Raw genomic sequence first — 18239 nt, 5'->3', positions numbered from 1 at the left:
ACGATTAGCGTTCCATGTAGGGCTCCTACGCCCCGAACTCCACGGGACGAGGGGACCGGCCGCCCCGGACCCTGGCGGCAGCCGACCAGGGATCTACCGGAGACGATGCCACATGTCCCGACCACAGCCCCATGCCCCGGGTGCACCCGGGGACGAGAACGAACACGCCGCGGTCTCGTCCGACCGGCGACCACCGACGCCCGCGGCCCCCGAAACCGAGGTTGAGAGCCCCCCGCGAGACTCGGCCGCCGCGCCCTGGGTCGCCCTGATCGAAGCGTCCGGAACGACGCGATGAGCACAGCCAGACCACGCACGGCAGCGTCTTGGCACCTGCCCCCGGGGAAATCCGCTCCCGCGCACTCCCGCGAACTCGCCGCGGCCACCCTGAGCGAATGGGGCCTGGACGCCATCGCCGACGACACCGTCCTGCTCATCGACGAACTCGTCACCAACGCCGTCCTGCACGCCCCCGGCCCGATCCAGCTCACCCTCCACCTGGACGAGTCGGCCCTGCTGTGCCAGGTCACCGACAGCAATTCCTGCCCGCCCCTACCGCGCGTCCCCGGCCCGCACACCGAATCCGGCCGCGGCCTCCACCTCCTGCACACCCTCGCCAGCACCCACGGCTGGAGCCTCACGCCCACCGGAAAGGTCGTCTGGTTCACCCACACGACATGACCACCCTCGACCGAACACGACCCGCCACCCGCCCGACCACTCGACTCAACGATCCCCACAGAGGCAATGTGACGCCTCCGCCATTCCCCGCTCCGCGCTGCGACCCGATTTTCGCCCGCTAGCCGAATGAGCTTCTATGGCGGCGATCACGGGTCGGCGGAGGGGCGGTGATCCTGACGCCATTGGCGCCAGGAACGGACGGCGCGGCTCCTGGCGTTCTCATCGTCCGCCAGGTCGATCACCGACCGGGACGCCAGTTCGGCGCCGAGCCGGACCTCGGCTCGCCAGCGCCTTTTCACGGCGGGGCGTCCGCGTGCGCCGCCGCGGGGCAGGCGGGGGAGATCAGGATCGATACCGACATGAACGAGCACTTCGACGCTGGAGTCGTTCTCGACGCAGCGCACCTCTGCCAAGACCTCGCCCCACCCCATGGTGCCTTCGAGTCGAAGCGTCCGCGCATCACCCTTCACCATGCAGGTGGCGACGGGAGTCGGCCAGGAGAATTCCACCCGCGCGGCAAAGGGGGATGGTCTCCAGATCCTGCCCGCCATGGCTTCGAGCAACCACGGCGGAGTCTGGAGGGGCTTGTCAAGAACGCCGATGTCCTCCCAATCCCTGGCAGCTCCGACGGAAAGGTCGAGGCACTGTACGCCTCTGGCAGTTCGAAGAGTTTCGGCGCCGACAGCCAGGGCGGTGACGACGACCAGCTCGGCGGGCTCGCCTTGGTATGGCCGATCGGCGTGGGCCAACCACAAGGGGATCTGGTGTTCGGTCCCGTCATCGGTCAGCCTGCACGGCAGCGGCGCCAAAGGGGTCAGGCGCGGGGAGGCTTCCGACCAGATACGAGAGAGCGCAGTTCCTTCAACCCTGAGCCATGAACTGGCGACGTCGTGCGCGGGCACCGGTCTCGGAGTCAACGGGCGGCCGTGGCTCACAGCGTCTCCCCTCGTCAGGGCCGCTGGTCGAAGGCCGATGCGCACTCAGCGGGCACACCGGCCTACGACCACATATGTCTGCTCAGGGTACGGGCGTGGTCAGTGCCGTGACACCGAAGTGCTCCTGAATGTTCGTCGTGAATGAATAGTAGAAACCCCCGGTCAGGATGGTGCCGTCGTCATCTTCGTACCAGGCGCTGCCGTTGGTGATTCCGTACACGCGCAATTCGTCCCGTTCTAGCGACCGATAGACGGCGGCTCCGCTGTCTCCTTGCGGGGCGTAGTCGTCGACTGGGAACTGCGGGTTATACGCAATACTGACATCGTGCTGGACGGTGCCGTCATCGAAGATGATCTCTCCCTGATTTGCGTTGAAGGCGCACTTTTGCTGATTGGATTCAGCGCCAGAAAAGCAGACCCGGGTCCCCGGAACGAACCGCTCAGCTTCGTCTGTGACGTTGCGCCATACTGAAGTGGCCTGCGCGATGATCTGGTTGGTGGCCAGGTCAGGCGAGTTCAGGCTGATCAGGGCTCCGTCCGCCTCGTCTCCATGGCCGTCCAGGGCCTCGGTGACCCTGCCGATCTGAGTTCCCGCGCCATCAAAGACGAGCGTGCCGACCGTGTAGCAATGTCCCGCCGTGGTGAGGTAGCGCTCGCCGGTCTTCTTCACTGCGATATATCCGGCCGTGCAGTCGCCACTTCCAGGGACGTCACCGACCCAGATTCCGCCGTACCAGGACATGTCGAGGCTCGAGGGAATGCGCGGCGCCGGTTGGCCCTCCGGATTGTTGCCGGCTTGCCGGGTGTGAACCTGACCACCTCGCACGATGAGCGTGTCCGGCCCGTACTCAGCGGCCAAGGCATCCACCGTCGCCGCCGTCGCGGGAATCGCCTCCACCGTGACCTTGTTCGCGAGAACGTTGACACTCGTAGAGGTGACGCGAATTCCGCCGGAGCGCAGCTCCCGAGCCTCACGGGCAATCCGGTCAGAGAGGGCCTGCAGCGTGGCGGTGGAGTACTTCATGGGCCGCACCGTCACCTGCGCGGCCGAGCCGGTGCGCGCGATGTCAGCGGCATGTGCCGTGTACCGCTGATTGTCGGCGAGACCGACGATGAGCTTGCCGTCGGCCATGCTCACCGCCAGCCCCGCTTGGTCAGGCGAACCGCGGAACGCCGGCCGATTGCCGACGTCCTCGATGGCCCGGTCCAGGGCGTCGTCGTTGGCGGGGATTGAGGCCGACAGGGCGGCCGGTCGCGCCGAGCCGGTCTCGACGGTGCCACCAGCCCGGCCGTCCATGCCGGTTGGGGTGATCGCGGCCCGATATCGCTCGCCATTGGCCACCTGCGGGCCAGCGAACAGAGCCCACGTGCAGGAACCGCAGACAGTCTGGGTACTCACACGTTCGGATCCTTGCAACAACTCGACCCGATAACTTGCTGGGCGGGTCCCCCGCGCGTCCAGGTTCCACACCGCCTCCACCTGCCGGTCGCCGGGGAGTAGGGCGGCCTTCACTATGGTCGCCTTACCAGTGACGGGCAGAACGGACCTCTCGGAAGCCGCGCCTTCCGCGGCGGGTATGGACGCTGCGAAACCCGCGAGCAGGGCGGATGCCTGCCTCATATCCGGCTCGGCGGCGAGCGTCGTATGGGCGCGCGATGGCGCGAGGCTTGGCTGACTGATCCTTGGTGGATCCGGTAGACCTGGAGTCACGCCCGGTTACAACAGACATGCTCACCTGGTCAAATGACGAGCCACGCCCGCCGCGCCACGGAGAACAGTCTGTTCGTCTCGTATGATTTCAACTCGTGTAATCAGTTGCCGAACGGGGCTGGCGTTTGCCACTAATCCGGCAAGTACTGACCGCAACTCATTACGATGTCGATCGACATCGATCGGTAAGTCTCCAACTCAACAGTCAGGTTCTGGCCACTGTTCAGCGCGCGCTGGTAAGTCTCCAGAGGACGTCGCACCTCGGCGATCTTGGGTTTGAACTCCGCGGGTGCCACATCCTCGTCGTGCTGCAAGGTAGCGATCACATCAGCCAGCGCCTTCCGGCTGGTCCGTGACCCATCCGAGTGCTTGAGGAAGATGTCGATCTGCCTCTGGGCTGAAACGAGATGCTGCCCAACCGAGATGCACCAACCAGCGGGAGACATCGTCACCTGCGCCCTGGAAGTCGTAGGCGCCGGCGCCGATGACACAGAAGGGGTGTCTGCTTGGTTGGTCCCGCATCCGACGGGCATGAGCCCGATCAAGGCGATCGCAGCCACGTGCAGACCTCGCGGCATGGTCCCTCCAGGCATGTGGGGGTGGTGACTAGGGCGTGTCCCGTGATCTTTAGTGGTGGTTTGGTGTAGATCATCCGTGTGGATGATGAGCGTCTGAAGCGTCACGATCTGACCGATGAGGAGTGGGCGCGACTGGTGCCGCTGCTTCCCGCGCAGACCGTCCACGGTGCCCGGTGGAGCGACCATCGGACGGTGATAAACGGGGTGTTCTTCCGGACTCGGGCGAGCTGCGCCTGGCGTGACCTGCCGCCGTGTTATGGCAAGTGGAAGACGGTCTACAACCGGCATCGCCGCTGGTCACTGGATGGGACGTGGGAGCGGATCCTCGACGGGCTGCGCGCCGGGTGCGACGAGGCCGAGGGCGAGGACTGGACGGTCAGCGCAGATTCCACGATCGTGCGGGCGCACCAGCACGCGGCCGGGGCGCGGCATGCCCCGGCCGTCGACATCACTCAAAAGGGGCCGGTAAAGGTCACGAGCGGGTGACGAACGGCGGTCGCGAAGCGCTTGGCCGGTCCCGGGGTGGCCTGACCACGAAGATTCATCTGGTCGCCGATCGGCGGTGCCGTCCGATCGCCCGGCTCACCTCGCCCGGGCAGCACGCCGACTGCCCGAAGTTCATTGCGCTGATGGAGTCCATCCGCATTCCGCGCCGCGGCGTTGGCCGTCCTCGCAAGAAGCCGGCACGCGCCTTGGCTGACCAAGGCGTATTCCTCCCGCGCCAACCGTCGCTACCTGCGGCGACGCGGTATCAAGGCCGTTATCCCGGCCAAGAAAGACCAGGCCGCCCATCGCGCCGGCCGCGGCTAAGGGCGGACGGCCGCCGGTCTTCGACCGTGACGCCTACAAAGAACGCAACACCGTCGAACGCTGCGTCAACAAGCTCCGCCAGCACCGCGCCGTCACCACCCGCTACGACAAGAGAGAACGCATCTACCAGGGCACCATCGACGTCGCCTCGATCTGCAGCTGGCTACGCCACCCCGCCAAATGATCAAGGGACAGTCCCTAGTGGAGGCGTGCCAGCAAGTGGGCGTCGAGGAAGCCCCGTTCGGAGGCCGGATCGTGGAGCAGCCTGGCGAACGTGACAAGCCCGACCCCGGCCAGCAACTCGGCGAGCCGGTCCACCGGCCAGCTATAGGCGGGCGTCACCTTGTGGTCGAAGCGGACCGGCTCCGGTCCGTCGGTCGCGAAGAACGAGACCAGGAGCAGGCCCCCTGGGGCCAGGACACGTACCTGCTCGGCGAGGAGCGCGGGCATTTGCCCAGGCGGGGTGTGGATCATCGAGTAGTGAGCCAGCACGCCGCCGAGAGCGCCGTCCTCGACCGGCAAGGCCTCCATCCGCGCCTCATCAAACCGCAGCGGCGGATGGGCCCTCCGGGCGTGTTCGACCATGCCCGGGGAGAGGTCGAGCCCGAAGGCGTCCAGCTCCAGATCGTGCAGCATGGCCGTCAGATGTCCTGGCCCGCACCCGACGTCGGCTACCCGCGGGTTCCCCATCCCGCGCACCAACTCGGCGAAGGTGCCGATCATGTTCCGCGAGAACGGCTGATCCTCCAACCGATTGGCGAACATCGACGCATACAGCTCGACGACCCCGTCATAGGCCGCTCTGGTCTCGTCCTGGTGCTCCGTCACGGGAAGGAAAGCTAACACCCGCGCACCTCCGCAGCTTCTCCGGGCACTATGCCGACCCCGCCCCTGGAGCCTAACCATCCCAACACATGATCACGGGACAGGCCCTAGGACGCAGGATCATGACGCCGGGGTTACAGTCTGCAAGCGCTCATTCACCTGCGGGTCACCCACCACACCCCATCGAGAGGCCTGACTCAGGTAAGGGCTTGCGAACGGCGGACGGCACCATCGGCGTCCGTCACTCCAAGGCCCCTTGCGACCCCGTTTTGGAGCTCACCTCCGTCCAGTGGGCGGCCCTGGTTTCCGCCCTCAGGTCGCATCGGTAGCTCTCGCTAGCGGGGGTTGGTGGTGCGCCAGGTTGTGTAGTCGGCTACTGCCTTGGCGATGTCGAAGGTGGGGGTGAAGCCGGTGTCTTGGGTTAGGCGGGTTATGTCTAGGTGGGGGGTTTGCTGGCCGCCGGGGACGAGGTCTAGGGGGAGGTTCGGGGTGAGGGGCTGGAGGGCTTCGGCGAAGGCCTGGTTGGTGTAGGGGTGGCCGCTGGAAACGTTGTAGGTGGTGTGGTTGAGGGTTTTGGTGGTTGTCAGGAGGGCTATGGCTCTGCCTGCGTCGGGGGCGTAGCAGGCGTCGCCGCCGTCGTTGGCGTGGAGGGGGTTGGGGTGTCTCGCCGCGGAGTGCGGCGTTGATGTAGGGCGGGATGTGGAAGAAGGGGGATTCTGGGTCGACCAAGGGGCCCCAGATCGTGCCGATTCGGAGGATGACCGGCTGGACCTTGGTGTCTTGGAGGCTGTGGGTTGTCAGGGGTTCTACGGCTTTCTTATAGGCGATGATCAGGTGGGGTAGGTCGGTGGTGGGGAGGTCGAGGTCTTCGTGCCAGGGGGTTTCGGGGCGGCCGATGTAGACGCCCAGGCTGCTGGCTACGGCGAAGCGGCGGACGTTCCAGGTGCGGGCGGCGTCGAGGGCGTTGAGCAGGCCGGTTGTGTCTGTGCGGAAGTAGGCGACCGGGTCGTTCTGAGGGATGCTGCCTGCCAGGTGGACGATGTCGGTGATGGCGTGGCGGTCGCCCAGGGCCAGGAAGGCGTCTCGGTTTGTGACGTCGAGGGGTTCGACCGTGACCCGGTCGGCGAGGAACGACGGGACGGCGGTGCGGCGGTGGGTGGTGACGACGACCTCGTGGCCGAGGTCGAGCAGGGCGCGGGCGGTGTGGGCGCCGATCATGCCCAGCCCTCCGGTGACGAGGATCATCGGACCACCTCGTAGCGGAGGTGGGTCACGCCGGGGGCCGGGACTGCCTCTAGGAGGCGGAGGTGTATGTAGTTCGGGAGCTCCCGGAAGAAGCTGTGGCCGCCGCCCAGGAGGATGGGGATCTGGTGGAGGATCACCTCGTCGACGAGGTCGGCTTCGAGGGCGGAGGTCAGGGCGCCGCCGCCCATGATGGCGACGTCCTTGTCTCCGGCCGCCTCGCGTGCCTGGGCGATCGCGTCTTCGATGCCGGTGACGAGTGTTTGTGTCTCGCTGGTCTCGGGGACGGGACGGTGGCTGAGGACGAAGAGCGGCGCCGTCGGGTGCGGGGCGCCGCCGCCGAAGTGGCCGGAGTGCTCGTATGTGGTGCGTCCCGCGACGGTCGCGCCGACGCGGGCGGCGGCGGTGTCGAAGAAGCGGGCGCTCGGCTCGCTGAGCTTGAAGCCGTCGAACAGCTCGCTGGGGGTGTCCCCGTCGGTGTACCAGTCGAAAAGCATGGGGGCGTCGCCCAGGCCACGTCCGGCCTCTGGCGTGCGGCCGCTGATGTAGCCGTCCACTGAGACGGAGTGGGCGCTGATGACCTTGCTCATGTTCGTCCTTCAGATGGCTTGGGGAAAGTCGAAGAATCGGTGCGGGTCGTAGGTCTTCTTGACCGCTGCCAGCCGGGGGTGGTTGCCCGCGTGGTACGCCGTGGCCCAGTCGTCGAGGAGGAGGTCGGGGAAGTTGGGGTAGACGCGGCCGGATCCTTCGGTGTGGGCGGTCGTCCAGGAAGCGTCGAGCCAGGGGTCGGACGGGGCGGCGACGTGTTCGAGGAGGAAGCGTTCGTCGCGGTGGGCGAACGCGGTGGCGTCCTCGGCCACACGGTTGTAGGCCCCGCCCATCGCGGTGAAGGTGAGATGGCGTCGGCCCCCAGCGAGTTGGGTCAGGAGTGAGGTGAGGGTGGGGGTGGAGATCGGGTGGGCGAAGAACTCCGAGCGGATTCGTTGGGGTGGTTCGGGTTCGTTCGGGTCGGCGAAAGTCCGTTTTAGGTGGTGGTAGGGGAGGTTGGGGCGCAGTTCGATGCCCGCGTGGGTGGTGAATTTCTGGAGCAGTTCCCGGGTTGGTTCCTCTGGGAGGGTGGAGGCGCCGAAGAGGGTGGCCCGGACGGGTGCGCCCGGCTCGGACGCCAGGGTGAGGTTGACGGTGAGGTCGTCCGGGGCGTCCGGGGCCCAGGTCTGCCAGGCCGAGACCAGGTCGTCGAGGGTGATGTCCGTCCAGTGCGCCTCGATGCGGGTGGTCAGCGGTTCGGGGACGGTGGCGAACCGCAGCGACGTGACCACGCCGAACTGGCCGCCGCCCGCGCCGCGCAGGGCCCAGAACAGGTCCGGGTGGTGGTCGCGGTCGCACTCGATGACGGTTCCGTCCGCCAGGACGACCTGTGCGCTGATGAGGCGATCGCAGGTCAGGCCGTATTTGCGGCCGAGCAGGCCGATGCCGCCGCCGAGGGTGAGGCCCGCGATGCCCACAGTGGGGCCGCACCCGGCGGGGAGGGTCAGGCCGTGGACGTGGAGGGCCTGGTACACCTGTTCCAGGCGGGCACCGGCTCCGATGATGGCGTTCCGCTCTGCCACGGTGATGCCGTCGAGGCCGGACAGGTCGAGGACGATCCCGTCCCGCCATGAGCGTCCCGCGAAGCAGTGTCCCCCGCCGCGAGGGACGGCGCGCTCCCCGGTGGACGCCGCGTACCTGAGGGCGGCGACGACGTCCGAGACCGAGCGGCACCGGGCCACCAGGCGTGGACGCGTGGCGTGGGCCGGACGGATCGCCGCGTAGGCCGGGGAGTCGGGGTCGAACAGCTCGGCGGGCACGGGTCCGAAACTAGGAGCCGCACGCCCAGGAAGTCTTGAACAAATCGCGCATGGTCACGGCGGGCTGGTCCGGGTGGCGAGGAAGGGTTCGTAGGACGCCGAGTGGTCGTGGCCGCAGGCGCACCCGCCGAGGAGGCGGCTCGGGGTCAGGCCGGTCAGGCGGAGGCACTCCCGGCTGAGGTGGGCCTGGTCGGCGTACCCCGCGTCGACCGCCAGCCCCGCCATGCCGCCGCGGCGGTCCGAGACGGCGACGCCCGCCTGGGCCAGGGCGAGGAATCCCTGGAAGCGCAACGTCCGCTGGAGGACCTTGGGGCTCACCCCCACGGCGTGCAGGCAGCGGCGGCGCAGCTGGCTGGGGGAAAGCGCCAGGTGGGCGGCCAGGGTGTCGAGGTTGACCGTGCGCCAGGGCATCAGCGCCCGCACCGCCTCGCCGACCAGCGGGTCCACGGGAAGCACCCGACGGTACTCCTGGACGAGGTGCGCCTGGAGCAGGATGAGCGCTCCCTCGGGCGTCCCGGCCAGGGCCATCGCCTCGACGAGGCGGTCCGCCGAGTTCCGCCACAGGGCCGTCAGATTCAGGTGCTGGTCCACCAGGTCGTCCAGGACGGTCGGGAGGGGAGGCGCGGCCCCCGGGAGGAACCGCACACCGACGATGGTCGTGCGCGCCGGAAGGACTTCGATCACGGGGCCGGTCAGCGGGCCGACGAGCTGGGGACGGCCGCCGATCGGGAAGTGGATCTCGACCCCGCCCGTGGGCAGGTGCCGCTGCGCGTAGGTCGCCGCACCGGTGCGCTGGATCCAGACCGTCCGCACCACGCCCGCCAACTCCGGCAGCGGCGCACGCTCGACGTAAGACTCCCCCAGGCTCACTCCCGCACTGAATCGCCTGCTCAGCACCAACGTCAAGACCCTCCAGCCCCGAAGCGGTCCTCCGTTGAGAGGTGCATACGCCGTTCGGCGGTGGACGGTGGCATGGTCGCGCCCGCACGGCTCCGCCAAGCCGTCGAGGTGGGCCGATCGGGACGAGCCATCGGCGCAGGCTGCTCAGCCAACGCTGACCGCTCACACTTGGGGGCGGATCAACTTGACCAGTTCAAGTCATAGATTCAGACTAGAAGGTTGCAAAAATGTCTCTTCAGCAAAATTTACAAGCATATGTCCCGCTTGGATGATGCGTTCCTCGTGTTCGAAGAGGAACTCATGCCTCACAACCACAGCTGCGCCCAAGCGAAGCGTCCTGGCTGCGAGTGCGAATGCGGTGGCGCGATGCATGGCTGCCAGGGAGCATTTGCCATAGCAGAGGCGTCAAATGAGGACGTCCAAGCGTATTTGGCACAGCAAGAAAAAGACTGGACGACAAGACCCTCAGGAGTGAACCGCAAGCAGGCCGCGGTCGGTTGCGCGAGAGCGGACGTAGTGCACTGGTTGCACCGCGACCGGGAACTCTTGAAACGCGCCAGGACGGCAGAGGAGACGGCATTTGAGGATAATCTGGGCTGGCACTGGCAAGGCCTGGTGCTGCGTGGCCTCACCCAGCACCTCGGTCCCCAAAGAATTCAGGAGTTTCAGGAATGGGCAAGGCAAACGCACTTCTGGTGTGAACTACTCGCCCAGATGGCCTGGGCGGTCACTCAATATGAAAAGCTCCGCGGACAAATGTTCCGGATGGTGGAAGATGTTCTCTCCCAGAGAGATACACTCGCCCTGCCGGAGAAGCTGCGCCACGCGGAAGCAATCGGGGTTGCAGCACAGCTGGCTTGGAGATACGTGCTCGCGAGCATTGTCGCGGTATCGGGCGCCGGAACCCTGGCGACATTGCTTGCCGGCGGGGACGTGGAGCTACTTGTCTGGCCCATCCGAGTCATCGCCGTCCTGATGTGCCCCGATGCGTCGCGCCACCCGGCGGTCAGGAGGCACTGCTGGGAGCCGATCATCCGTCACGGCGATGCGGAGGTCCGTCAAGTAGTGCGCAACCGGCTGGCCGAGGTCTTTCCGGACGATCCGTGGTTCCCCCGAGGCGGGGGAACCCCAGAAAGGGCCTAGCCCCCGCAGAGGCCCCGCGCTCAGATGAATGCGGGCACCGCCGCGCTGCTCCGAGGCCAGCCGTGTCTGCACACGTCCGCGCGAGCAAGGGGCGGGCGTCGCGCGACGGGTGGTTGGCCGCTCTTTCTGGGCTTGCTTGGTTCGCCGGTCTTGGGGGGTTTGGGGTGTCGATTTGACGCGTGGCGGCGGCTCATTGCGATTTCTTGACTTCGTAGAGTAACGATCTTGGGGTGGGGGCATTCTCTCTGCGGGCTGTGCCGGTCGGCGGGCTCGGGTGGGTGGGAGGGAGGCCGGGTGTCCGGTGTGCCGGGGCACGTCGCTTGCGTGATGGACGGGAACGGGCGCTGGGCCGAGCAGCGGGGTCTGGTGCGGACGGACGGGCATCGGGCGGCCGAGGCCGCGGTGATCGACGTGATCGAGGCGGCGCACGGGGCCGGGGTGCGGTGGCTGAGCCTGTACGCGTTCTCGACGGAGAACTGGTGCCGTCCCGGGGGCGAGGTCGACTTTCTCATGCGGCTCGTCCGGCGGACGCTGCGCAAGCACGCGCTGTCGCTGCACGCCCGCGGGATCCGGTGCCGGTTCCTGGGCGTTGCCGATCATCGAATCCCGCCGTTGCTGCGGCAGGCCATCACCGACCTGATGGAGCTCACCCGTGACAACCGGGGGATGACGCTGACGGTCGCGTTCGATCACGGGGGACGTCGCGACATCGTCGAGGCGGCCCGGTCGCTCATCCGTGACGGTGTCGCCGCCGAGGACGTCACCGAAGAGAGCTTCGCCCGCCATCTGCCCCACCCCGACACCCCGGACGTGGACCTGGTCATCCGCACCTCCGGGGAGTACCGCATCTCCAACTTCATGCTCTGGCAGGTGGCGTACGCCGAATGGGTCTTCCCCCAGGTGCTGTGGCCCGACTTCCGGGCCGAGCACTTCTGGGAGTGCCTGGACGCCTACCGGCAGCGGAAGCGTCGTTTCGGCGGCGTCCCGGTGCCGCTCACTCTGGGAAAGGGATCGCCATGAGCGACAGCACGATTCTCGGACCGCATTCGCTGCTGGGCGGGTACTGCGACGACGCGCGCTGGGGCCTGGCGGTGGTGCGCGCGACCGTGCTGGAGGCGGCGCATCCGCAGATCGGGGCCGCGCTGGTCGACAACTCCAGCTTCGTCGCGCATCCATGGCGGCGGATGCGCAACACGCTGCTGAGCACGCGGCGGGTCCTGGACGCCGACACCGGCGTCCGCGACCGGGAGGTGGCCCGGCTCAACCGGCTGCACGCGCGCATCTCCGGCCAGGACGAGCAGGGACGCCCTTACGACGCCTTGGACGCCGGGGCGCGTGCGTGGGTGGTGGCCACGTTGTTCGAGTCGACGCTCACGCTGACCCGGATGAGCGGGGAGTCCCTGGACGGCCCCACGATGGAACGGCTCTACGCCGAGTTCCGGGCGTTCCTGGCGCTGTTCGAGGGCAACGCCGATCAGCTGCCGGCCACGTTGAACGAGTTCTGGCCCTACTACGACGACATGATCGCCCAAGGTCTGGAGAACACCGAGGCCATCCGGATCATTCTGTTCCGGCTGTTCGCCCATGTGCCCCCGCCACCGTTGCTGCGGAGCCAGCCCGCGGTGTGGGCGCTGGGCCGGGCCGTGGCCGGGCCGGTGGCCGCCGCGATCATCGTGGCGTCCCTGCCGGAGTCCCTGCGCCGGAAAGCGGGGCTGGCCGACCTGCCCGGCGCGGAGACGCTGAGCCGCGGCGTCCATCTCGGCTCCGGCGTGGCGACCCGCGTTCTCCCCCGGTCGTGGACCCGGACGGACACGGTCCTGAACATCCTCGACTCCGGTGCCCTCACCGGGCTGCGCCGCCGGACGAGCCAGGCCGCCCTCCTGTTCCGCCTGCTCGCCAACGACCGCGACGAGGCCCCGGCGGCCCGGTCGGCCGACCGCTTCTTCGCCGAGGTGCTGGACCAGACCGGGGACGGCCGGCTGAGCTGGCCCGACCTGGCCGCCATGGCCCGGGAGATCGCCACCCGCCTCGACCTGGACGAACCCGCCGAGCGACGGCTCTACGACGCCTACGCCGACTGGTGGCGCGAGCTGCTGGCGGCACTGGACACCGACGAGGACGGCCACATAAGCCGCCAGGAATACGCCGCCCACGCCACCACGCTCGCCGGGCCCGCCCTGATCAGGGTCGCCGAGGTGCTCTTCGACGTCGCCGACGCCGACGGCGACCAGTCCATCGACGCCGCCGAGCATCGGGCGCTGTTCCGCACCGCGTTCGCCCGAGACCTGGACGGCACCGAGCCCGGCCGCTACTCGCGCGGCGACTTCGTCCGCGAGTTCCTGGCCTTCATGTCGGGACAGCGCCCGTCCACGTCCTACGACGCCCTGCTCGCCGAGGCCTGATCAGGGGGCCAGGTCGTCGCGGTGGAGGAGGGGGTCAACGGCCTCGCGCATGTGGAGGGTCGGGTCGCTCTCGCCGGTCCAGCGGACGAAGGCCGCCGCGGCCTGGGCCACCAGCATGTCGACGCCGTTGGCGGCGCGCATGCCGCGGGCCCTGGCCCGGCGGACCAGTTCGGTCTCGCTCGGGACGTAGACGACGTCGAACACCGCGGCCTCGGGTGCGAGGTCGGCGACGTCGATCACGGGGCCGGGGGTCAGCATGCCGACCGAGGTGGCGTTGACGAACAGGTCCGCCTCGCCGAGGCGGGCGACGGCGAGCGGGTCGTGGAAGGCCAGGGGCTCGATCTCGGCGAAGGGGCTGAACTCCGTGGCCAGGCGGCGGGAGTCGGCGGCGTCGAGGTCGAGGACGGTGAGGCGGCCGACTCCGGCCTCGGCCAGGCCGTAGGCCGCGGCGTGGCCCGCTCCGCCGGAGCCCGCCAGGACGACCCGCGCGCCTGACAGGTCGGCGCGCACGCACGCGCGCACCCCGGTCATGAAGCCGATCACATCGGTGTTGAAGCCGGTCAGCCGGCCGTCCGCGGCGATCGACACGCTGTTGACGGCGCCGATCCGCCGGGCGGTGCCCTCGACCTCGTCCAGCAGCGGCATGATCGCGCGTTTGAACGGCGCGGTGATCTGGAAGCCGAGCCACTTCTCGTCCCGGGCCTGCGCGACCTGGGCGGCCAGCTCCGGCTCGGTCACCTCGCGCAGCTCGTAGCGGGCGTCGATGTCAAAGGCGGCGAACGCGGCGTTGTGCATGACCACGGAGTGGAGGCGGCGCAGGGGGTTTCCGAACAGGGCGACGGTGCGCATCACGAATTCCTAGGGTCAGTGGCCGGTGAAGGCCGGCGGGCGCTTGGCCAGGAAGGCTCGTGCTCCTTCCAGGGCGTCCCGGGTGGAGAAGATCTCTTCCGAGGCGTCGAGTTCGAGGGCCAGGCCGTCGTCGAGCGTCCGCTCGGTGGCCTGGTCGAGCAGGTGCTTGGCGGCCCGGACGGCGACTGGGCCGCGGGCGGCGATCGTCCCGGCCAGCTCGCGCGCCGTCGTCAGCGCCGAGCCCGCCGGTGCGACCCGGTTGACCAGGCCGAACGAGTGCGCGGTGGCGGCGTCGAGGATCTCCCCCAGCAGGACGATCTCCTTGGCCCTGGCGGGTCCGACGACACGCGGCAACCGCTGGGTGCCGCCGCTCCCGGGGACGACTCCGAGCTTCAGCTCGGGCAGGCCGAGCCGGGCGTTCTCGCCCGCGACCCGCAGGTCGCAGCACAGGGCCAGCTCCAGTCCCCCGCCGAGCGCGTACCCCTCGATGGCGGCGATGGACGGCACCCGCAGCCGGGCGAGCTGACGGTAGACCAGCTTCTCCAGCAGGAGCTTCTCCTCGGCCACCCGTCCGTGCAGGTCCTCGAACTCGGCGATGTCCGATCCCGCGCAGAACGCCCGTCCCCCGGCGCCGTGGAGCACGACGACGCGGGTGCGCTCGTCGGACTCCACGGCGCGCAGGGCCTCACGGAGACTCAGGGTCAGTTCGTGGGAGACGACGTTCATGGGCGGGTTGTCCAGCTCGATCTCCGCGCACGCGCCGTGCGTCACGTTGACCAGTGCTGCCATGTCGGTTCCTCTCGAAGTCGTCGGCGATCCCCATCCGCGCGGTGCGGAACAGGCGGGTGTCCATGAGGCGCAGGCACTCGCTGACCTTGGGCTTGAACTCCATGTGGGCGAGCACGTCGTCCCGGACGTCGAGCCCGTCGGCGATCTCGATCAGCTCCAGGCCGTCCTCGGTCAGCGCGAAGACGGCGCGTTCGGTGATGTACCGGACCTCCTGCCCCTTCTCCAGCGCCATCCGGCCGTTGAAGCTGATCTCCTGGACGGTCTCGACGAACTTGCGCCGCGCGCCCTCCCGCTGGATGGACGGGGCGCCGTCGGTCAGCCTGACCTGGAGGCCGCCGGCGGTGAACGTCCCGACGAAGCAGAGGCGTCCGGTCAGGGCGCTGATGTTGACGAACCCGCCGGGACCGCGCAGCCGGTCGTCGAAGGCGTGGACGTTGACGTTCCCGTCCTGGTCGACCTGCGCGAACGAGAGGCTGGTGATGTCGAGGCCGCCGCCGTCGTAGAAGTCGAACATCGAGGGCTGCTCCAGGCGCGCCTGGTAGTTCGCCCCCGCCCCGCCGTCGGGGCCGTGCGCGGGGATGCCGCCGAAGATGCCCTGCTCGACGGTGAGGGTCAGGCGGTCGGCCACGCCCTCCTCGGCGGCGACCGCGCCGATCTGCTGGGAGATGCCGAAGCCGAGGTTGCAGATGTCCCCGGGACGGAACTCCAGCAGCGCCCGGCGCGCGATCACCTTGCGGACGTCCAGGGGCGTCGGCGGTCCTCCGGTGGACGGCATGCGCAGCTCCCCCGAATAGAAGGGCGAATGGGCGGTCTCGTAGGTCTGCCGCTGCGTCCCGTCGACATAGACGTAGTCGACGAGCGCGCCGGGGATCCGCACCTCGTTCGGCCGCAGCGAGCCGCGCGCGGCCAGGCGCTCGGCCTGGACGATGACGACGCCGCCGCTGTTGTGGGCGGCCATGGCCAGGGCGAGGGAGTCGCCGAGGATCGGCTCGCGTTCGAAGGTGAGGTTGCCGTCCTCGTCGGCGGTGGTCGCCCGGATCACCACGACGTCGACCGGCAGCGCGGGGTAGAAGAGCCACTCCCGTCCTGACAGCTCGACGATCTGGACCAGCTCCTCGGCGGTGCGGGCGTTCTGGCGCCCGCCGGTCTGGCGCGGGTCGACGTAAGTGCCCAGGCCCACGTGGGTGAGGTGGCCGGGACGGCCCGCCGCGATGTCGCGGCACAGCGCCGACAGCACTCCCTGCGGGAAGGAGTAGGACTCGATCTCGCCGCCGGCCGCCAGCGCGCCCAGCCGGGGCTCGTTGCCGATGTTGCTGCCGATGGTGCGCCGGGTCAGCCCGGGGAGCGCGAGCTGGGACAGGCCCCGCTCTGCGAAGTCGCCGATTCCCACGACCCGCACGGTGGTCAGGTCGCGCGGCGACGCCGTCCGGGTGAAACGGTCGGCGAGCCCGTCGATGAACGCCTGCGGGACGCCGTGTCCCGCGCCCGATCCGCCGATCCACAGCGCGTCGCCGTCGCGCACCAGATCCACGGCCTGCTCGACGGTGACGATCCGCGCGCTCATGGCATCAGCCCTCCGCTGTTGGGGTGCAGTGTCTGGCCGAGCAGCAGGGAGGAGGCGTCGGAGAGGAGGAAGGTCACGCAGTCGGCGACCTCGTCGGGTTCGCCGAACCGTCCCAGGGGCAGCTCGCGCATGCGCTTGCGCCCGACCTCGCCTTCCATGACGGTGCGTCCCATCGCGGTGTTGGTGACGCCGGGGGCCACGCAGTTCGCCCTGATGCCCCGCTGGCCGAACTCGCGCGAGATCGACTTGGCGAGGGCCATCGCCCCGGCCTTGGCGCTGGCGTAGTGCGCGACCCCGGGCCAGCCGATCATGCCGAGCCGGGACGCGATGTTGACGATGACGCCCTCGCCTCGCGCCAGCATTCCGGGGAGCACGGCCTGGCTGGCGTGGAACATGCCGTACAGGTCGGTCCTCATGACCAGGTCCCAGTCTTCGGGGGTCAGGTCGAGGAACGGGGTCTCCGGCATGATCCCGGCGTTGTTGACCAGGCCGTCGATCCGTCCGAAGCGCCGCTCGGCCCAGGCGACCAGGGCGAAGACCGCGTCGCGGTCCGCCACGTCGCACGGGTGGGCGTCGGCGTCGCGGCCCAGGGCCCGGATCTCCGCGGCCAGCTCGCGGGCCTCGGCCTCGCTGGAGTGGTAGGCGACGGCGACATGGGCTCCCTCGGACGCGGCGGCCGTCGCGACGGACCTCCCGATCCCGCGACCGGCTCCGGTGACCAGGACGACCCGGTCGTGCAGGGGTGGCACTCGCATCGGCTCGACCGTTCCTTTCTGAGAGCGCTTTCAATTTTCCTGTACATTCTCATAGCATGGACTCATTGGCAACACCCGCCCAGGGACGAACCCCGGTCATCGACGTCCACGCCCACGCCGTGCCGCCCGCCCTGATCGAGCGCCTGCGGCACGAACGTCCGGGTGTGGCCCTGCGCGAGGAGGCGGACGGGCTCCACCTCGACATCGGCGGCCGCCGCACGCCCGCGATCAGCGCGGACCTGACCGATCCGGCCCGCCGGCTGGCCGCGATGGACCGGATGGGGGTGGACGTCCAGCTCGTCTCGCCGTGGATGGAGCTGACGCCCGAGGAGGTCGGCCCGCACGACGCCGCGCGGTTCGTCGGGCTGGTGAACGACTCCCTCGGCGACCTGGCCGACCAGGCGCCCGCACGCCTGCGGGCCCTGGCCCTGGTGAACCGGCGCGACCCCGCCACCGCCGCCACCGACCTGCGGCGACTCCTGGACACCGGCCGTTTCCAGGGCGCCGAGATCGGCCTCGGCGGCACCGGACCGGCCCTCCACGAGCCCGACTGGGACCCGTTCTGGGACGCCGCGAGCCGCACCGGAGCCCTGATCCTCCTGCACCCCTGGCGCCCGTCCTCGCCCGCCGGGATCACCTGCCCGCGCCTGCCCGACATCGTCGACAACCCCGCCCAGTCGACGGCGGCCGTGGGCGCGATGGTGCTGGCCGGGACGCTCCAGCGCTTCCCCGACCTGCGCCTCTGCGTCGTCCACGGCGGCGGGTTCCTCCCCTACGCGGCGGGACGCTTCGACGCGATCGCGGCCATGCCCAGCCCGCCAGCCACGCGCGACCCGGCGGCGCCCGGCCCCGCGGCGCCCGGCCCGGCGGCGCCCAGCCCGGCAGGCGCGCCCGACCCGGCAGCAACACCCGGTCCGGCGCCGAGCGAGTCGCTGCGGCGGCTCTACTTCGACTCGCTGACGCACTCGCCCCAGGCCCTGGCCTGGCTGGTCGGGTTCGCGGGCGCCGACCGCGTGATGCTCGGCAGCGACTACCCGTTCCCCACGGGCTGCGCGGACCCGGTCGGGGCCGTCGGGCCGCTGCCCGCCGAGCAGCGGGAGGCCGTCCTCGGCACGACCGCGCAACGTCTGCTGACACCGCGGCGCCCTTGACAGGGAAAACGTGGCAAAGATAGAAAGCGCTTGCAGTTTTCACCCCAAAAGGAGGGGCAG

The 18239-nt window shown here is 69.3% G+C and carries 18 protein-coding genes and 1 pseudogene; 7 read left to right on the top strand and 12 right to left on the bottom strand.

From position 1 onward, the window contains the following. Positions 1–291 precede the first annotated feature (291 nt). Positions 292–678: an ATP-binding protein gene (locus tag ACQPY4_RS03740; protein WP_433332414.1), complete on the top strand. Its 387-nt coding sequence runs from the start codon at positions 292–294 to the stop codon at positions 676–678. A gap of 146 nt (positions 679–824) precedes the next feature. On the opposite strand, the gene ACQPY4_RS03735 is transcribed toward ACQPY4_RS03740, so the two are convergent. The 3 genes from ACQPY4_RS03735 to ACQPY4_RS03725 form a co-directional block, all read right to left on the bottom strand. Continuing rightward, the gene (locus ACQPY4_RS03735) at positions 825–1580 is read right to left on the bottom strand and encodes a hypothetical protein (RefSeq protein WP_433332412.1); all 756 of its coding nucleotides are present in this window, start codon (positions 1578–1580) and stop codon (positions 825–827) included. Between the two features lie 115 nt (positions 1581–1695). Beyond that, positions 1696–3012 carry a hypothetical protein gene (locus ACQPY4_RS03730; RefSeq protein WP_433332410.1) on the bottom strand — a complete coding sequence of 439 codons (1317 nt, stop codon included), beginning with the start codon at positions 3010–3012 and terminating at the stop codon, positions 1696–1698. Positions 3013–3455: 443 nt separating this feature from the next. Then, on the bottom strand, positions 3456–3884 hold the full coding sequence (locus tag ACQPY4_RS03725) for a hypothetical protein (RefSeq protein ID WP_433332408.1): 429 nt from the start codon (positions 3882–3884) through the stop codon (positions 3456–3458). A gap of 111 nt (positions 3885–3995) precedes the next feature. Between ACQPY4_RS03725 and ACQPY4_RS03720 the strand changes: the two are divergent. Next, a pseudogene (locus ACQPY4_RS03720) lies at positions 3996–4896 on the top strand (IS5 family transposase). Positions 4897–4910: 14 nt separating this feature from the next. Here ACQPY4_RS03720 and ACQPY4_RS03715 read toward each other — a convergent pair. Beyond that, positions 4911–5540, bottom strand: a complete 630-nt coding sequence (locus ACQPY4_RS03715; RefSeq protein ID WP_433332406.1) for a class I SAM-dependent methyltransferase — start codon at positions 5538–5540, stop codon at positions 4911–4913. Positions 5541–5626: 86 nt separating this feature from the next. Here ACQPY4_RS03715 and ACQPY4_RS03710 point away from each other — a divergent pair, with 86 nt between their 5' ends. Continuing rightward, complete coding sequence (locus tag ACQPY4_RS03710) at positions 5627–5866, top strand: DUF397 domain-containing protein (protein ID WP_433332404.1); 240 nt, start codon at positions 5627–5629, stop codon at positions 5864–5866. Here the strand turns inward: ACQPY4_RS03710 and ACQPY4_RS03705 are convergent. Genes ACQPY4_RS03705 through ACQPY4_RS03690 form a run of 4 tightly spaced genes read right to left on the bottom strand, consistent with a single transcriptional unit; the run spans position 5850 to position 9496 of the window. Then, entirely contained in the window at positions 5850–6755 is a 906-nt protein-coding gene (locus tag ACQPY4_RS03705; RefSeq protein WP_433338788.1) for an NAD-dependent epimerase/dehydratase family protein, read from the bottom strand. The two genes, ACQPY4_RS03710 and ACQPY4_RS03705, sit on opposite strands and share 17 nt — an antisense overlap. A gap of 23 nt (positions 6756–6778) precedes the next feature. After that, complete coding sequence (locus tag ACQPY4_RS03700; protein WP_433332402.1) at positions 6779–7369, bottom strand: dihydrofolate reductase family protein; 591 nt, start codon at positions 7367–7369, stop codon at positions 6779–6781. 9 nt (positions 7370–7378) lie between these two features. Then, complete coding sequence (locus tag ACQPY4_RS03695; protein ID WP_433332400.1) at positions 7379–8626, bottom strand: FAD-binding oxidoreductase; 1248 nt, start codon at positions 8624–8626, stop codon at positions 7379–7381. 54 nt (positions 8627–8680) lie between these two features. Then, positions 8681–9496 (bottom strand): helix-turn-helix domain-containing protein, encoded by an 816-nt coding sequence (locus tag ACQPY4_RS03690; RefSeq protein ID WP_433332398.1) that lies wholly within the window; start codon positions 9494–9496, stop codon positions 8681–8683. A 249-nt stretch (positions 9497–9745) separates the two neighbouring features. Between ACQPY4_RS03690 and ACQPY4_RS03685 the strand changes: the two genes are divergently transcribed. From ACQPY4_RS03685 to ACQPY4_RS03675, 3 genes are all read left to right on the top strand, one after another. Next, positions 9746–10669: a hypothetical protein gene (locus ACQPY4_RS03685; RefSeq protein WP_433332396.1), complete on the top strand. Its 924-nt coding sequence runs from the start codon at positions 9746–9748 to the stop codon at positions 10667–10669. Between the two features lie 294 nt (positions 10670–10963). Beyond that, the gene (uppS, locus tag ACQPY4_RS03680; RefSeq protein WP_433332394.1) at positions 10964–11689 is read left to right on the top strand and encodes a polyprenyl diphosphate synthase; all 726 of its coding nucleotides are present in this window, start codon (positions 10964–10966) and stop codon (positions 11687–11689) included. Further along, positions 11686–13071: an oxygenase MpaB family protein gene (locus tag ACQPY4_RS03675; protein ID WP_433332392.1), complete on the top strand. Its 1386-nt coding sequence runs from the start codon at positions 11686–11688 to the stop codon at positions 13069–13071. The genes uppS and ACQPY4_RS03675 overlap by 4 nt, the downstream gene beginning before the upstream one ends. Here ACQPY4_RS03675 and ACQPY4_RS03670 read toward each other — a convergent pair whose 3' ends face one another. From ACQPY4_RS03670 to ACQPY4_RS03655, 4 genes are read right to left on the bottom strand one after another with little or no spacing between them, the layout of a single operon-like run. Further along, positions 13072–13920: a shikimate dehydrogenase family protein gene (locus tag ACQPY4_RS03670; RefSeq protein ID WP_433332390.1), complete on the bottom strand. Its 849-nt coding sequence runs from the start codon at positions 13918–13920 to the stop codon at positions 13072–13074. Between the two features lie 15 nt (positions 13921–13935). After that, on the bottom strand, positions 13936–14709 hold the full coding sequence (locus ACQPY4_RS03665) for an enoyl-CoA hydratase/isomerase family protein (protein ID WP_433332388.1): 774 nt from the start codon (positions 14707–14709) through the stop codon (positions 13936–13938). Continuing rightward, the gene (locus ACQPY4_RS03660) at positions 14606–16273 is read right to left on the bottom strand and encodes an acyl CoA:acetate/3-ketoacid CoA transferase (RefSeq protein ID WP_433332386.1); all 1668 of its coding nucleotides are present in this window, start codon (positions 16271–16273) and stop codon (positions 14606–14608) included. Before ACQPY4_RS03660 ends, ACQPY4_RS03665 begins: the two co-directional genes overlap by 104 nt. Then, on the bottom strand, positions 16270–17028 hold the full coding sequence (locus tag ACQPY4_RS03655; protein ID WP_433332384.1) for an SDR family NAD(P)-dependent oxidoreductase: 759 nt from the start codon (positions 17026–17028) through the stop codon (positions 16270–16272). The genes ACQPY4_RS03660 and ACQPY4_RS03655 overlap by 4 nt, the downstream gene beginning before the upstream one ends. Positions 17029–17084: 56 nt before the next feature. Between ACQPY4_RS03655 and ACQPY4_RS03650 the strand changes: the two genes are divergently transcribed. Next, positions 17085–18179: an amidohydrolase family protein gene (locus ACQPY4_RS03650; RefSeq protein ID WP_433332382.1), complete on the top strand. Its 1095-nt coding sequence runs from the start codon at positions 17085–17087 to the stop codon at positions 18177–18179. Positions 18180–18239 lie beyond the last annotated feature (60 nt).

It is taken from the genome of Spirillospora sp. CA-294931 (assembly GCF_050946795.1).
Lineage (GTDB): Bacteria > Actinomycetota > Actinomycetes > Streptosporangiales > Streptosporangiaceae > Spirillospora.
Note: the sequence above shows the minus strand (reverse complement) of the source record. Positions and strands in the feature narration are given on the sequence as shown.

What these genes read in the sequence shown, in the direction of transcription:
- ACQPY4_RS03740 (WP_433332414.1), top strand. Translation starts at nt 292, where the DNA reads ATGAGCACAGCCAGACCACGCACGGCAGCGTCTTGGCACCTGCCCCCG.
- ACQPY4_RS03710 (WP_433332404.1), top strand. Translation starts at nt 5,627, where the DNA reads ATGATCACGGGACAGGCCCTAGGACGCAGGATCATGACGCCGGGGTTA.
- ACQPY4_RS03705 (WP_433338788.1), bottom strand. Translation starts at nt 6,755, where the DNA reads ATGATCGGCGCCCACACCGCCCGCGCCCTGCTCGACCTCGGCCACGAG.
- ACQPY4_RS03700 (WP_433332402.1), bottom strand. Translation starts at nt 7,369, where the DNA reads ATGAGCAAGGTCATCAGCGCCCACTCCGTCTCAGTGGACGGCTACATC.
- ACQPY4_RS03675 (WP_433332392.1), top strand. Translation starts at nt 11,686, where the DNA reads ATGAGCGACAGCACGATTCTCGGACCGCATTCGCTGCTGGGCGGGTAC.
- ACQPY4_RS03670 (WP_433332390.1), bottom strand. Translation starts at nt 13,920, where the DNA reads ATGCGCACCGTCGCCCTGTTCGGAAACCCCCTGCGCCGCCTCCACTCC.
- ACQPY4_RS03665 (WP_433332388.1), bottom strand. Translation starts at nt 14,709, where the DNA reads ATGGCAGCACTGGTCAACGTGACGCACGGCGCGTGCGCGGAGATCGAG.
- ACQPY4_RS03660 (WP_433332386.1), bottom strand. Translation starts at nt 16,273, where the DNA reads ATGAGCGCGCGGATCGTCACCGTCGAGCAGGCCGTGGATCTGGTGCGC.
- ACQPY4_RS03655 (WP_433332384.1), bottom strand. Translation starts at nt 17,028, where the DNA reads ATGCGAGTGCCACCCCTGCACGACCGGGTCGTCCTGGTCACCGGAGCC.
- ACQPY4_RS03650 (WP_433332382.1), top strand. Translation starts at nt 17,085, where the DNA reads ATGGACTCATTGGCAACACCCGCCCAGGGACGAACCCCGGTCATCGAC.